The sequence below is a fragment of the Pseudomonas sp. NPDC089396 genome, assembly GCF_044749545.1.
Lineage (GTDB): Bacteria > Pseudomonadota > Gammaproteobacteria > Pseudomonadales > Pseudomonadaceae > Aquipseudomonas.
On record NZ_JBIVIC010000009.1, the window covers coordinates 209,002 to 222,223 of the forward strand.

Sequence of the window (13,222 nt, forward strand, 5' to 3'; positions counted from 1 at the left end):
TTCAGGAAATGCATTCTTGAATAAAAGTAAAGATTCAATCGCCTCCACCACCAATGACCTTGCCTTCTTCACCCGCGTTGCCACCCAAGGCAGCCTGACCGCCGTGGCGAGGGCCCTGGGGTTATCGTTGCCCGCCATCAGCAAACGCCTGACGCTGCTGGAGCAGCGCCTAGGGGTGCAGTTGATTCGGCGCACCACGCGACGGCTGGAACTGACCCCGGAAGGCCAGTTGTACCTGGAGGGCGCACGGCCGATCCTGCGTCAGCTGGAAGAGCTGGAAAGTGCCCTGGGCAACCGCCAGCCGACCCTCAAGGGCAAGCTGGACATCAATGCCTCGTTCGGCTTCGGTCGGCGGCATGTCGCCCCCCTGCTCTCGGCCTTTGCGGCCCAGAATCCGCAGCTGGAGCTGTCGCTGAACCTGTCCAGCCAGCCGGTGAACCTGCTCGATGCCTCGATCGACATCGATATCCGCGTGGGCGAACCGCCAGACTCCAGGCTGATCGCCCATCACCTGCTGGACAACCCGCGGCTGCTGTGCGCAGCGCCGGCCTATCTGGCGCGCCAGGGCGTGCCGTCATCCATGGCGGACCTGGCGCGGCACAACTGCATCGTGCTCAAGCAGTACGACAGCGACTACGCGACCTGGCGCTTTTCCCGGGACGGGCAGACGTACAGCCAGAAAGTGACGGGCAGCTTGTCGAGCAATGACGGTGAGGTGGTGATGCGCCTGGCCCTGGATGGCCACGGGCTGGTGTTGCGGTCGTGGTGGGATGCCCATGAGTACCTTGCACGCGGCGAGCTGATGCAGGTGCTGCCTGAGTATGAGGCGCCGAGGGCGGACATTTATGCGGTGTATCAGCAAAGGCGCCATGTGCCCCAACGCATCGGCGCGTTCATACAGTACCTTGGCTGCACGCTGCCGGCGCGCTTTGCCAGCTGAACGCAAAGGGGCCGCGTTGCGGCCCCACTGCATCACCTGGACTCAACGCCCCATGGCGCGCGCCGCATCGGCGGTGTACATGTCCGGGGTGAACTTGCCTTCGTTGAGAATCGGCCCCTTCTTCGCTTCGTTGGTCATGCCATAACCGGTGTACTGGCCCGAGTTCAGGTCCATGAAGAACTGCGAACCGGCCTGCCAGGCGCTCATGTCCGGGTGGTAGTAGTAGTTGATCATCGCGTGCTTCCACAGGGCACCGCGGCTGTCATAGTTGTCGGACAGCACCGCGTTCCAGGTGTCCTCGTCGATGAACAGCACGCGTTTGCCATACACATGGCGGTATCCCTCCTTCAGTGTCGCTTCCAGCACCCACACACGACGCAGCTCATAGCGCATGTAGCTCGGGTTGGGGTGGTTGGGCGTCAGCAGGTCGGCGTACTTCACGTTACCGGCGTTGGCCTTGTAGGCGTTGGCCGGCACGTAGATTTCGCGCTTGCCCAGCATCTTCCAGCTGTAACGCTCGGGCGAGCCGTTGTAGAGCCGGTCCTCGTCCACGGTCATGGTGCCGTTGGTACCGATCATCGGCTGGTCATAGCCGTACCCCGGCAGCTGCCGCACACGCCGGGTGGACGGGCTGTAGCTCCAGGCCTGGCGCGGGTTGACGAGGAAGTTGTAGGGTTCGTGGGAGATGCTCACCACACCGTTGTCACGCACGGGCTTGAGCGTGGTGTTCCAGCTCATGGCCTGCAGGCCGCCCTCGGTCTTGGGTTCGACCTTCGGCGAGTTGGCCTGGGACAGGTTGCGCCCGTGGGCGCGCCCCCAGCCAATGCTGCCGTTTGGCAACACCGACGCCAGGTCGCTGACCTTGTCTTCGGTGTAGGCACGGATCGGCAGCTGGTGATTCCACAGCAGTTCCATGCCGTTTTTCGGGATCGGGAACGGCACCTGGCCAAGCCCTTCGATGCCCATGCCGTCGTCCACCAGCTTGGCGTTCAGGGCATTGCTCTTGACCCGCTCGCAGGCGTAGTCCGGGTAGCGGAAGTCGCGGTGGCCGGGGTAGATGTTCATTTTGTAGCTTGTAGGGTAACGCTTGAGCAGTGCCTTCTGGCCCTCGGTCAGATGGCTTTCGTACTGGCTCATGTTCTGCGCGGTGATGACCAGTATCGGCTTCTCATCGGCGTAGGGGTCGACCGGCTGGTCGCCGGAAAACTTCACATGGTTCCAGCCCGGCACCTCGCCCAGGTACTTGCCGGTGTAAGGGGGGATGGTGCCTTCGGCATTGCCGGCCTTCTCCGCGCCGACACAGGTCAGTTCCTTGCCGAGCTTGGCCGCCTCTTCGGGCGACACCTGTGCCAGTGCATGACCTTGCAGGCCGATATTGACTGCCACTGCAGCTACAAACAGTGTTGTTATTTTCATCGTTTGTCTCCTTCGCAGACCAGGACTACTGGGGTACCCCATTGTTCCTGATCTGCTCGGGAGAACATCGTCCAGAAAGACTACTGAGTCAGGCCGTGACTATAAAATCTTTGAGCTGGGCCTTGATCACTTTGCCCGAAGCGTTGCGTGGCAAGGGCGCGTGGCAGAGGTGGACTTCGGCCGGCACCTTGTACGCCGCCAGCCGCTTTCCGATGAACAGGCAGACCTGCTCGGCGCTGGGCGGTGGATCGAGGTCGCTGCGCACCACCAGGACCAGACGCTCGCCCACCTGCTCATCGGCCAGGGCCAAGGCCGCCGCCTCCAGCACCCCCGGCATTTCGCAGGCACAGGTCTCGACTTCGCTGGCCGAGATCTTTTCACCGGCGCGGTTGATAAGGTCCTTTGCCCGATCAGTCACGTGGAGGAAACCTTCGTCGTCCAGGTGGCCGATGTCGCCAGTGTCCAACCAGCCCCCTTGCAACGTTTCGGCAGTGGCGTCCGGCAGCCGCCAGTAGGCGCTCATCAAGGTCGGCGAACGCAGCCAGATCAACCCGCTGTGACCGGCCGGCAACGGCGCGTCCGGGCTGGGGCCGATGCGCACGTCGACGATCGGCAACGGCCAGCCCACGGAATCTGGCTTGTACTCGAACTGATCGCCCCCGACCGCCGCGCCGATGCCATTGCTTTCGGTCAGGCCATAGCCACTGCCGCCAATCGCCTGGGGCTTGCGCCGGACGATGTCGGCCAGCAGGCGGCTGGAGGCCACCGAGCCGCCGAGGCCCAGGCCGAACAGGCTGTCGCTGTCGGCGCTGTCGAAGCGCGGTGAGCCGAGCAGCTGCTGCATCATCACCGGGGCACCATTGAACTGGGTGCAGCGCTCATCACGAATCAGATCGAAAGCCTTGTCCACGTCCCATTTGTACATCAGCAGCAATCGGCGCCCGCCGCGCAAGGCCATCAAGAACTGCGCATGCAGACCGCTGACATGGAACAGCGGCACGGCCATCAGGTTGGTCGGCAACAGCCCACTGGCGATGATCACCTGAATGCGCTCGGGCGAGCTCATGGCGCAGAATGCCGACTGGAACTCCAGGGCCGTCAGGGCCTGGCAAATGGCCCGGTGGCTGGACAACACGCCCTTGGCGCGGCTGGTGGTGCCAGAGGTGTAAAGAATCAGCGCCGGGTCGTCGGGCTGGATGCTGACCTCCGGCAACGCCAGGGGCGGGGCCTGCAGCAAGGCTTCCAGTCGTTGGCAGTTGGATGGCAGCGGCTGCTCCTGCGGCACCCCCACCACCAGGCCGACGCAGCGCTGCGCCAGCAGATCGTTGGCCAGCTGTTCGAGGCGCGGCTCGTCGCACACCAGCACGCGGGCACCGCTGTCGTCCAGGCCATGGAACAACTCGTCGCGCAGCCCCCAGCTGTTGAGTGGCACGCAGACCGCACCACAGCGCTGGATGGCAACGAAGGCCACCAGCCAGGCCGGCTGATTGCGCATGGCGATGGCCACCCGGTCGCCCTGCCTCACGGCAAAGCGCTGGGCCAGTTGCGCCGCCAGGCGGTCGGCCTGGGCAAAGAACTCGACAAAGGTCAGGCGTTGTTCGCCCCACACCAGAAACTCGCGTTCACCGTGTACTCGCCCGGCATCGATTGCAGCCAACAGGTTCGGGGCAGCGTGACGGAAATAGCGCTCCGGGCTGTCGGACGAAGTCATCACTTCGAATGGCGAACCTGGGCCGGTCAGCTGTTGCCAGGCATTGCGCCACTGTTCCAGTTTCATCGTCTACTTCTCCACAGGCTCGAGCGCAGCGTAGCGCGCGCACTGGAAATCACCATCGCCCAGGCACGCCTGGGCCACCCGGATGCGCTTGAGGTACAGACCCACGTCAAGCTCATCGGTGACCCCGATGCCGCCATGCATCTGCACGCTTTCATTGCTGACCAAGGCCGCCACTTCACCGGCCTTCCACTTGGCAAGGCTTACCAGGCGAGCGCGTTCGGCGCTGTTCAGCGCACGCTCGTCAAGCGCGGCGAGGCCCGCCATGACGGTGCTGCGGGCCAGCTGCAGCTCGACATGCAAGCGCGCCGCACGGTGCTGCAAGGCCTGGAACGAGCCGATCGGCACATCGAACTGCACCCGGGTCTTGAGGTATTCCAGGGTCAACGAGAACAATTGCTCCGCGGCGCCAAGCATTTCGGCGGCCAGGCAGGCGCGAGCGCGATCGAGGGCTTCGTCGAGTGCCTGCCATGCGTCGCCTGCGCTGCCCAGCAAGGCGTCGTGGCCCACTTGAACGCCGCTAAGGCGCAGCCTTGCAACGTTGCGCGAATCGATCAGCGACAACGGGCTCACTAGCAGGCCCGACGCATCGGCCGGTACCAGGAACAGGCTGATGCCGTGCTCATTTCCGGGGTCTGCTGCCGTACGCGCCGCTACCAGGTAACCATCGGCCCCCAGGCCATCGATCACAAAGAACTTCTCGCCATCCAGACGATAGCCCCCCTGCTCCGGGGTCGCTGCCAGCGCCGTGTAGGCAGGGTCGTGGCGAGGTTTTTCATCCAGCGCCAGGGCCAGGTGCCGCTCACCGCTGATCAACGCCGTCAGCCACTGGGCTTTCTGTGTGTCCGACCCCAGCCGATGCACCAGCGAACCATTGAGCACCACACTGAACAATGGCGACGCGCACAGGTGCTTGCCGATCGCCTCGAACACCGGCCCCAGGCCCATGCAGCCGAAGTCCAGCCCACCCAGGGCTTCGGGGAACGGAATGGCGCTCCAGCCCAGTGCGATGGCTTCTTTCCACACTTTCGGGTCGTAACCAGGCTCGCGGGGTTGGTCACGCAGGTGGCGCTGCGCCGTGACCGGACTGCGCGCCGCGAGAAACTCGCGGGCGCTGTCGGCCAGCAGGCGTTGCTCTTCGCTGTACACCAGACTCATGCTCATACTCCCTTATACGCTTGGCAGGTTCAGGACCCGCTTGGCGATGACGTTCAACTGCACCTCCGACGAACCGCCGGAAATGGTCAAGGCATAGCTGTTGAGCCAGCCCCGGGTAATGGCCAGCTCCTGGTCGGTGAAGGGCTCGTCGGCGACACCGAGGGCGCGGTAGCCCAAGGCATCGAGCAGCACTTCGAACTTCTCGCGCTCCTGTTCGGTATGCACCAGCTTCATGATGGCCATCACCGCGCTGATATCCTGCCCGGCCCTGGCCTCCTCGCCCATGCGCTGGACCGTCAGGTTGTAGGCATGCTCGTTCATCGCACACGCCTGGGCGCGGGCGTACAGGGCCTGATCGGCAGGCGCCTGCCCTGCCGGCAGGTACTGGCGAATCAGCGGCAACAGGTGAAAGTGCGTCGGCAAGCTGAACTCGCCGAACTTGGACATGGCCTTGCGCTCATGCTGCAGCAAGCGCTTGCCCAGTTCCCAACCGCCGTTGAGCGGGCCGATCAACTGGCTGCGCGGCACCCGAAGATTGTCGAAGAACACCTGGCAGAACGCCGATTTGCCGCTGATCAGGTCGATGGGCGACACACTGACCCCAGGGCTCTTCATGTCCAGCACGATCAGGCTGATGCCTTGGTGCTTGGGGGCCTGGGTGTCGGTGCGCACCAGCGCGTACATCCAGTCGGACTTGTCGCCGTAGGACGTCCAGATCTTGGTGCCGTTGACCACCAGCTCATCGCCATCGACCACCGCCGAGGTCTTGAGGCTGGCAAGGTCGGAGCCGGCATTGGGCTCGGAAAAACCCTGGCACCAGCGCACTTCGCCACGGCACATCGGTGGCAGCAAGGCAAGCTTCTGTGCCTCACTGCCAAACTCCAGCAGCACCGGGCCAAGCATCCAGATGCCCAGGTTGATCTGCGCGGGTCGGCATTTGAGCCTGCGCAACTCGCTTTCCAGGACGGCGTTTTCTTCGCTACTGAGCCCTGCCCCGCCATATTCGCGGGGCCATTGCGGGCAGAACCAGCCTTTGTCGCGCATGCGCTCGAACCACAGGCGGGCGTCTTCGCTGGGGAAATCTACGTGGCTGGCGCCCCAGACGATTTCACCGTCGGGGGTAGGCGTGCGCAGCGACGGCGGGCAATTGGCTTGCAGCCAGCTGCGCGTGGCTTGCCTGAACTCTTCGATTGCGCTCATTCGTTCACCTGTCAGGGACGTTATTGTTATTGGCCTCGCGTGAATCAGCGTTGCGTGCGCGGCATGCCCAGCCCGAACTGGGCGATCAACTCGCGCTGGATCTCGTTGGTCCCACCACCGAAAGTGAGGTTGACCGAGGCCCGTACTTCATACTCCAGCTCGCCCAGCAGGTAGGATGCCGCGGAACCTGCCCGGGTGAGGCCACTGGCGCCGACGATGGCCGACAGTTTGCGCAGGATTTCGATGGCCGACTCCGAGCCGTATACCTTGGTCGTGGAAGCCAGCGCCACGTCGACCCGATCATGCTCCAGATCGGCTGCAATACGGAAGTTGATCAGCCGCATGGCCTCGAGCCGGGCATAGCATTCGGCCAGATCACGGCGGACCCAGGCATGGTCGGTGGCGCGTTGGCCCTGTTCATCGGCGCAGCGCGCCCACAGGTAGACCCGGGTAAACAGGCTGACCACTTTGTCCGACCAGGCACCCAGTCCCAGCCTCTCATGGTTGAGCTGCGCCGTGATCAGCTTCCAGCCGCCGTGCAGCTCGCCCACCAGCATGTCCTTGGGGACGCGCACATTGTCGTAGTAGGTGGCGGCCGTCGGGTTGCCCGAGGTCGGGATCAAGGTACTGGAGAAACCCTCGGCCTGGGTGTCGAGGATCAGGATCGAGATGCCTCTGTGACGTGGCCGCTCGGGGTCGGTGCGGGCGGCCAGCCAGATGTAGTCGGCCGAATCGGCGCCCGAGGTCCACAGCTTGCTGCCGTTGACCACGAAGGCGTCGCCCTCTTCCCGCGCCGACGTTTTCAGCACGGCCAGGTCACTGCCGGCGCTGGCCTCGGAGTAACCGATGGCAAAGTTGATGTCACCGGCAGCGATACCGGGCAGGAACATTTCCTTCTGCAACGCCGAGCCATGGGCCATCAACGCCGGGCCCACGGTACTGATGGTCACGAATGGCAGTGGCGCACCGGCAATATTGGCCTCTTCGAAGAATATCAACTGTTCGGTGGCGGCATAGCCCTGGCCGCCGTAGGCCTTGGGCCAACCCACTGCCAGCCAGCCGTCACGGCCGATCTGGGCGATGGTGCGGCGAAACAGCTCGCCGCCCTCGGTGCCGCGCATCTTCATGCGCAGTTCAGGGGTCATGAGGTTCTGGAAGTAATCGCGAACCTTGAGCCGCAGGGCATGCTGCTCGGGGGTGAGATCGACGAACATGCTGCGCTCCTTATGCCGCGCCTAAGATCAGGCCGCTGGTGGGCACGCCGGTCCCGGCGGTCACCAGCACGTTCTCCACGCTGGCCACCTGGTTCACGGCCGTGCCGCGCACCTGGCGCACGGCTTCGGCGATGCCGTTCATGCCGTGGATGTAGGCCTCGCCCAGCTGGCCGCCGTGGGTGTTGATCGGGAACTTGCCACCCCGGGCATGGTGGCCGGCGCGGATGAATTCCTTGGCTTCGCCGCGCTTGGCAAAACCGAAGGCTTCCAGTTGCGGCAGCACGAACGGCGTGAAGTGGTCGTAGATCACCGCCGTCTGCAGCGCCTCCGGCCCCAGGCCCGACTGGCTGTAAAGCTCACGGGCCACCAGGCTCATCTCCGGCAGGCCGGTGATGTCGTCCCGGTAGAACGAGGTCATCACCTGCTGCCCGGCACTGATGCCCTGCGCGCCACCCTTGATCAGCACCGGTTTGTGCTGAAGGTCCCTGGCGCGCTCCACCGAGGTGATCACCATGGCCACCGCACCGTCGGACTCCTGGCAGCAGTCGAGCAGGTGCAGCGGCTCGCAGATCCAGCGCGATGCCTGGTGCTCTTCGAGGGTGATCGGCTTGCCGTGGAAGAACGCCTGGGGGTTGCTGGCGGCAAAATCTCGCACCGCCACCGCCACCCGGCCGAAGTCTTCGGAGGTGGCACCGTAGGTGTGCATGTAGCGCTTGGCGAACATGCCGACCCAGGCGGCCGGCGTGTGCAAGCCGTGGGGCATGTACCAGCCGTAGTTGACGTTTTCGAAGGTGGGCGTGGAGGCAAAACCGTAGCTGCCGGTGCCGAAGCGGTACCAGGAGCGCTCGTTCATGGCTCGGTACACCACCACCACCTTGGCCACCCCGGTGGCCACGGCCATGGCCGCGTGCATCACCGGCCCGCAGGCCGCACCGCCACCGTGGGGCACTTGCGAAAAGAAGCGCACATCCTTGCAACCGAGCAACCGGGCAATTTCATACTCCGGCACCTTGTCTACCGAATAGGAGCTGAAACCGTCGACCTCGCCGGGGTCGATGCCGGCGTCCTTGAGGGCTGCCAGTGTGGCTTCCATGGCCAGGCGCAGCTCGGTGCGCCCGGAGTTCTTGGAAAACTCGGTCGCGCCCAAACCGGCAATGGCGGCGCGTCCGGAAATCGACAAATGCGTCATCAGTGTCTCTCCCGCGAATCAAGGCAGAACCAGCGCGACCGTGCCGGCCACGTGGTTGCCCATGGAGTTTTTGCCCTGCAGGGTCACTTGCACGCAGCGCGCCTCGGCATCCTGGTGGGTGACTTCGCCGCTGAAGGTCATGCTGTCACCGGGGTAGTTCGGCGCACCAAGCTTGATTTTCAGCGAGCGGAACTGCACATCTGGGCCGCTCCACTGCTCGATGAAACGCTGCACCAGGCCGTTGGTGGTCAGGATGTTCATGAAGATATGCGGCGAGCCCAGCTCGCGGGCGGCGTCCAGGTCGTGGTGGCCGGGGAAGTAGTCACGCGTGGCGATCGCGCCACCGGCAATCAGGCCGACGGTGATCGGGATCGTCAGCGGCGGCAATTGCTCGCCGGGGCGCACGTCGTCAAAGCGCTTGGTGTTCTTCGAGGTCATATTTCCATCCCAACGAGTCGTTGTCGCTCAGCCAGTCGCCGAGACGTTCCAGGATCACCGAAGATCCTCCTAGTGCACTGCTCAATGCCCGGCTCCAGTACAGGAACCGGTGGATCGGATAAGTCAGGTCGACGCCGATACCGCCGTGCACGTGTTGTGCGGCATGGCCGATGCGATGCCCGGCCTCGCAGGCCAGAAAGGCGGTGGCCAGGGCTTCGCTCGGGGACGGCAAGCCAGCATCCAGGCGGTAGCACAGTTGCCACAGGGTGCTGCGCAACACTTCGAGCTGTACGTGCGTGTCGGCCATGGTCATCTGCACGGCCTGGAAGCTGCCGATGCTGCGGTCGAACTGTTGCCGTTCGCTGACGTAGGCCACGGTGCGGCGCACCTGTTCGGCACTCACGCCCAGTTGCAGGGCCGCCAGGGCGGCGATGGTGCGCGGGGCCAGCCAGTCCAGGGCGGCTTCGGGCAACAGTTGACGGTTGTCCAGGCGCACGCCATTGAACTGCAGGTCGGCATGGGCTTCGCCGTGGGTCATCACGCCCGATGTCTTGCTGATGCCCGGATCATCCAGTTCGACCCGCACCAGCCGCGGCTGGCCCTGGACCTTGGCCAGCACCAGCGCGGCCGCCGACTGCTCGGCCAAGGGCAGTGCCGACACGCGCCCCTGCAGCTGCCAGCCATCCGCTTGCGGGTGGGCCAGCAGCTCGATGCCACGGACGTTGTGCAGGCCGTCGAGGCCAAGGGTGAGCAGGCACTCTCCGGCAGCAGCACGTTCAACCCAGGGCGCGGCGGCTGCGCCGCCGAATTCGGCCAAGGTGGCCGCTGCAAGCTGGTGGCGCCACAACGGCACCTGGGCCAGCGCGCCGCCCTGGGCATCGAGCACCTGCATCAACTCGGTCATGCCCAGGCCGCTGCCCCCTGCCGATTCGGCAATGGCCAGGGCATGCAGCCCGGTTTCCACGCACCCGGCCCACAGGCCCTGCATGTACGGCTCGCCCGACAGGTCCCACTCGCGCAGGCGCTCGTCGGTGCAATAGTCGCGCATCAGGCTGCCGGCCATTTCGGCGATGGCGCGCTGGTCTTCATTGAATTCAAAGTCCATGTCGACTCCTACTGCGCCAAGGGCCGGAACATCGGCAACGCAAGGTCATCGTCGAATGTCTGGAATTCGACCTGCATGCGCTGACCGATCTGGATTTCGTCGCGGTTGACCCCGACCAACCCGGCAATCAGGCGCACGCCTTCGTCCAGCTCGATCAGGCCGATCGGGTTGGGGTGATCGAACGGCGCGACTTCGGGGTAATGCATCACCACGAAGGAATACAGCTCGCCCTTGCCGCTGGCCTGCTGGGTGTCCCAGTCGAAGCTGTGGCACTGGATGCACACCGGTGCCGGTGGATGGCGCAAGGTGGCGCAGTGCGTGCAGCGCTGGATCAGCAGCTGGCCCTGCTTGCAGCCATCCCAGAAGTAGCGGGTGTCGTCGCTCATGCCTGGTTTCGGTCGCTTGGCCGCCACCGGAACCGGTTCGGTCGATGCCTGTGGCTCGGCTTTATGGGCATGAGCAGGCTTGAACTTGAACACCCGGAACAGCAACTCACCGACCTTTTCGTCGCCCGCGGCTGTTTGCGAGAAGTAGCTCATCACCAGCGTGACGAAGAACCCGGTGCCAAGGCCGGTGGTTTTCTCATCACCCACCGAATCCAACCGGGTGGTGTAGTAGAGTTTCTCGCCCAGGCGCAGGTTGCGCTCGAAGGTCAGCTCCGAGTTGACCGCCACCACCGACGGGTAGCCGTAGCTTTCGATCAGGCCCAGCACCTCATAGGGGTTCTCGCTGGTCGAGCCCGGTGCGTAGTTGTTCATGTGGAAGCCTTCCATGCACCAGATCTGCAGCATGGGTGGCGGCGCGATGATGCCGTCGTGGCGGCTGCCGGCGGCGGCGACCGGATCGGTGTACAGCGGGTTCTGCAGACCGATGACCTCGCACCAGTGGCGAATCATCGGCGCATTGACGGCATCCCAGGCGTACACATGACCGTATTCGCGCCCCACCAGGGCGCGCACGCTGGATAGCAATTGTGGATCAGCCAAGTTCGTCTCCTGCGTATCTAAGCAGCGCTCCGGACAGAAGCGCCGACGTGGGTCGATCAGTTCGCGGCAGGCTGCGCCACAGCCAAGTAGGCCGGGCGTTCGCCACCACCGTGCAGCAACAGGTTGCAGCCGCTGGCGTAACCGGCCAGGGGCGATGCGATGTACAGGCAGGCATTGCCGATATCGTCAGGCTCGGCCATGCGCCCGGCCGGAATGCCCGCGCTGACCGCGGCCATGCCGGCCTCATCGCCGTAATGCAGGTGCGAGCGTTCGGTACGCACCAGCCCCGGGCTGATCGCCACCACCCGCACCTTGGGCGCCCATTCCGCCGCCAGCGACTGCACCAGGGCCAGCACGCCGGCCTTGGCCGCACCGTAGGCCGCCGTGCCAGGCGAGGCCCGCAGGCCGCTGATGCTGCCGATGAAGACGATGCAGCCGCCTTGTGGCTGGGCCTGCATCAACTGGTTGGCCTGCTGGGCCACGTTGAGCGGCGCGATGAGGTTGAGGCGGATCACCCCCTCATGGAACCGTGGCGAGGCGCTGGCGGCATCAGCCGACGGGCTGCCGCCGGCGTTGTTGACCAACACGTCGAGGCGCCCGTATTCGCGGCGCACCGTGTCGAACAATCCCTCCAGGGCGGCCTGGTCGCGCACATCGGCCGCCAGGAAGTCCGCACGGGCCTCGCCCACGCCGGGCAGTTGTTCCGGGGCAGTGCGCCCGCAGACGATCACCCGGGCACCGGCTGCCAGAAAGCTGCGGGCTATACCTGCACCGATGCCTTTGGTACCCCCGGTGACCAACACCACTTTGCCGCTGTAATCCAGGCCCGAGTGTTCACTCATGGCGTGCTCCTCATGCTTGTGTGAGGCTCACTCTAAGGACAAAGGCCGACAGCGACTTCGTCTGAACGGACGATGAAGCGGGTCGGGGCGCTCGCGACAATCCACGCAATGGCGCCCGTCCAGGGCGCCTACTGCCCGAGGTTGACCATGTCTGAATCACTGACCGCACCGGTGCTGCTCGAGCACCCGTGCCCGGGTGTCGCCTTGCTGCGGCTCAACCGCCCGCTGGCGACCAATGCCCTGAGCCTGGAGTTGCAGGCCCTGCTCTCGCAGCGCTTCAGCGAGCTGGGCAATGACCCCGAGGTACGCTGCATCCTGCTGACCGGTGGCGACAAGGTGTTCGCGGCCGGTGGCGACATCAACAGCCTTGCTGGCGTTGGCCCGATCGATATCTACCAACGCCACACCGAGCGCGTCTGGGCGCCCATCCAGCAGTGCCCGAAACCGGTGATTGCGGCCGTGTGCGGTTATGCCTACGGCGGTGGCTGCGAGCTGGCGATGCTCGCCGACATCATCGTCGCCGGGCACAGCGCACGGTTCTGCCAACCGGAGATTCGCATCGGCATCATGCCCGGCATTGGCGGCACCCAGCGCCTGGTCCGTGCAGTGGGCAAGGCCAAGGCCATGCGCATGGCTCTCACCGGCCAGCCGATAAGCGCGCACGAGGCCTGGGTGAGTGGCCTGGTCAGCGACGTGGTGGACGACGACCAGGTGCTGGCCCAGGCCCTGAAGCTAGCCCAGACCATTGCCGCCATGCCGCCACTGGCCGCCGAGCAGATCAAGGAAGTCATCCTCGCGGGCATGGACGCGCCGCTGGAAGCAGGCCTTGCCCTGGAGCGCAAGGCCAATGCGTTGCTGTTCGCCTCACGCGACCAGCAGGAAGGCATGCAGGCGTTCATCGAGAAACGCCCCGCGCGATTCGAAGGCCATTGAGCAAAGCCGGGGCGGCAGGTACCGCCC

The 13,222-nt window shown here is 64.8% G+C and carries 12 protein-coding genes; 2 read left to right on the forward strand and 10 right to left on the reverse strand.

Annotated features, from left to right (window positions below; genetic code table 11):
* The first annotated feature begins 16 nt into the window (after positions 1–16).
* Positions 17–940 carry a LysR substrate-binding domain-containing protein gene (locus ACIPZB_RS18685; RefSeq protein WP_400642031.1) on the forward strand — a complete coding sequence of 308 codons (924 nt, stop codon included), beginning with the start codon at positions 17–19 and terminating at the stop codon, positions 938–940.
* A 42-nt stretch (positions 941–982) separates the two neighbouring features.
* Here the strand turns inward: ACIPZB_RS18685 and ACIPZB_RS18690 are convergent, their stop codons facing one another.
* From ACIPZB_RS18690 to ACIPZB_RS18735, 10 genes are all read right to left on the reverse strand, one after another.
* Positions 983–2,356 (reverse strand): DUF1329 domain-containing protein, encoded by a 1,374-nt coding sequence (locus ACIPZB_RS18690; protein ID WP_400642032.1) that lies wholly within the window; start codon positions 2,354–2,356, stop codon positions 983–985.
* 88 nt (positions 2,357–2,444) lie between these two features.
* The gene (locus ACIPZB_RS18695; RefSeq protein WP_400642033.1) at positions 2,445–4,133 is read right to left on the reverse strand and encodes a class I adenylate-forming enzyme family protein; all 1,689 of its coding nucleotides are present in this window, start codon (positions 4,131–4,133) and stop codon (positions 2,445–2,447) included.
* A 3-nt stretch (positions 4,134–4,136) separates the two neighbouring features.
* Complete coding sequence (locus ACIPZB_RS18700; RefSeq protein WP_400642034.1) at positions 4,137–5,288, reverse strand: acyl-CoA dehydrogenase family protein; 1,152 nt, start codon at positions 5,286–5,288, stop codon at positions 4,137–4,139.
* A gap of 12 nt (positions 5,289–5,300) precedes the next feature.
* Positions 5,301–6,488 carry an acyl-CoA dehydrogenase family protein gene (locus tag ACIPZB_RS18705; protein WP_400642035.1) on the reverse strand — a complete coding sequence of 396 codons (1,188 nt, stop codon included), beginning with the start codon at positions 6,486–6,488 and terminating at the stop codon, positions 5,301–5,303.
* A 44-nt stretch (positions 6,489–6,532) separates the two neighbouring features.
* Positions 6,533–7,702 carry an acyl-CoA dehydrogenase family protein gene (locus tag ACIPZB_RS18710; protein ID WP_400642036.1) on the reverse strand — a complete coding sequence of 390 codons (1,170 nt, stop codon included), beginning with the start codon at positions 7,700–7,702 and terminating at the stop codon, positions 6,533–6,535.
* A 10-nt stretch (positions 7,703–7,712) separates the two neighbouring features.
* Positions 7,713–8,891, reverse strand: a complete 1,179-nt coding sequence (locus ACIPZB_RS18715) for a lipid-transfer protein (RefSeq protein ID WP_400642037.1) — start codon at positions 8,889–8,891, stop codon at positions 7,713–7,715.
* An 18-nt stretch (positions 8,892–8,909) separates the two neighbouring features.
* The gene (locus tag ACIPZB_RS18720) at positions 8,910–9,329 is read right to left on the reverse strand and encodes a MaoC family dehydratase (RefSeq protein WP_400642038.1); all 420 of its coding nucleotides are present in this window, start codon (positions 9,327–9,329) and stop codon (positions 8,910–8,912) included.
* Positions 9,301–10,434, reverse strand: a complete 1,134-nt coding sequence (locus ACIPZB_RS18725; protein ID WP_400642039.1) for an acyl-CoA dehydrogenase family protein — start codon at positions 10,432–10,434, stop codon at positions 9,301–9,303. Before ACIPZB_RS18725 ends, ACIPZB_RS18720 begins: the two co-directional genes overlap by 29 nt.
* 8 nt (positions 10,435–10,442) lie before the next feature.
* Positions 10,443–11,420 (reverse strand): bifunctional MaoC family dehydratase N-terminal/OB-fold nucleic acid binding domain-containing protein, encoded by a 978-nt coding sequence (locus ACIPZB_RS18730; protein ID WP_400642040.1) that lies wholly within the window; start codon positions 11,418–11,420, stop codon positions 10,443–10,445.
* A gap of 56 nt (positions 11,421–11,476) precedes the next feature.
* Complete coding sequence (locus ACIPZB_RS18735; RefSeq protein WP_400642041.1) at positions 11,477–12,262, reverse strand: SDR family oxidoreductase; 786 nt, start codon at positions 12,260–12,262, stop codon at positions 11,477–11,479.
* 147 nt (positions 12,263–12,409) lie between these two features.
* Between ACIPZB_RS18735 and ACIPZB_RS18740 the strand changes: the two genes are divergently transcribed.
* Positions 12,410–13,195 carry an enoyl-CoA hydratase gene (locus ACIPZB_RS18740; RefSeq protein WP_400642042.1) on the forward strand — a complete coding sequence of 262 codons (786 nt, stop codon included), beginning with the start codon at positions 12,410–12,412 and terminating at the stop codon, positions 13,193–13,195.
* Positions 13,196–13,222 lie beyond the last annotated feature (27 nt).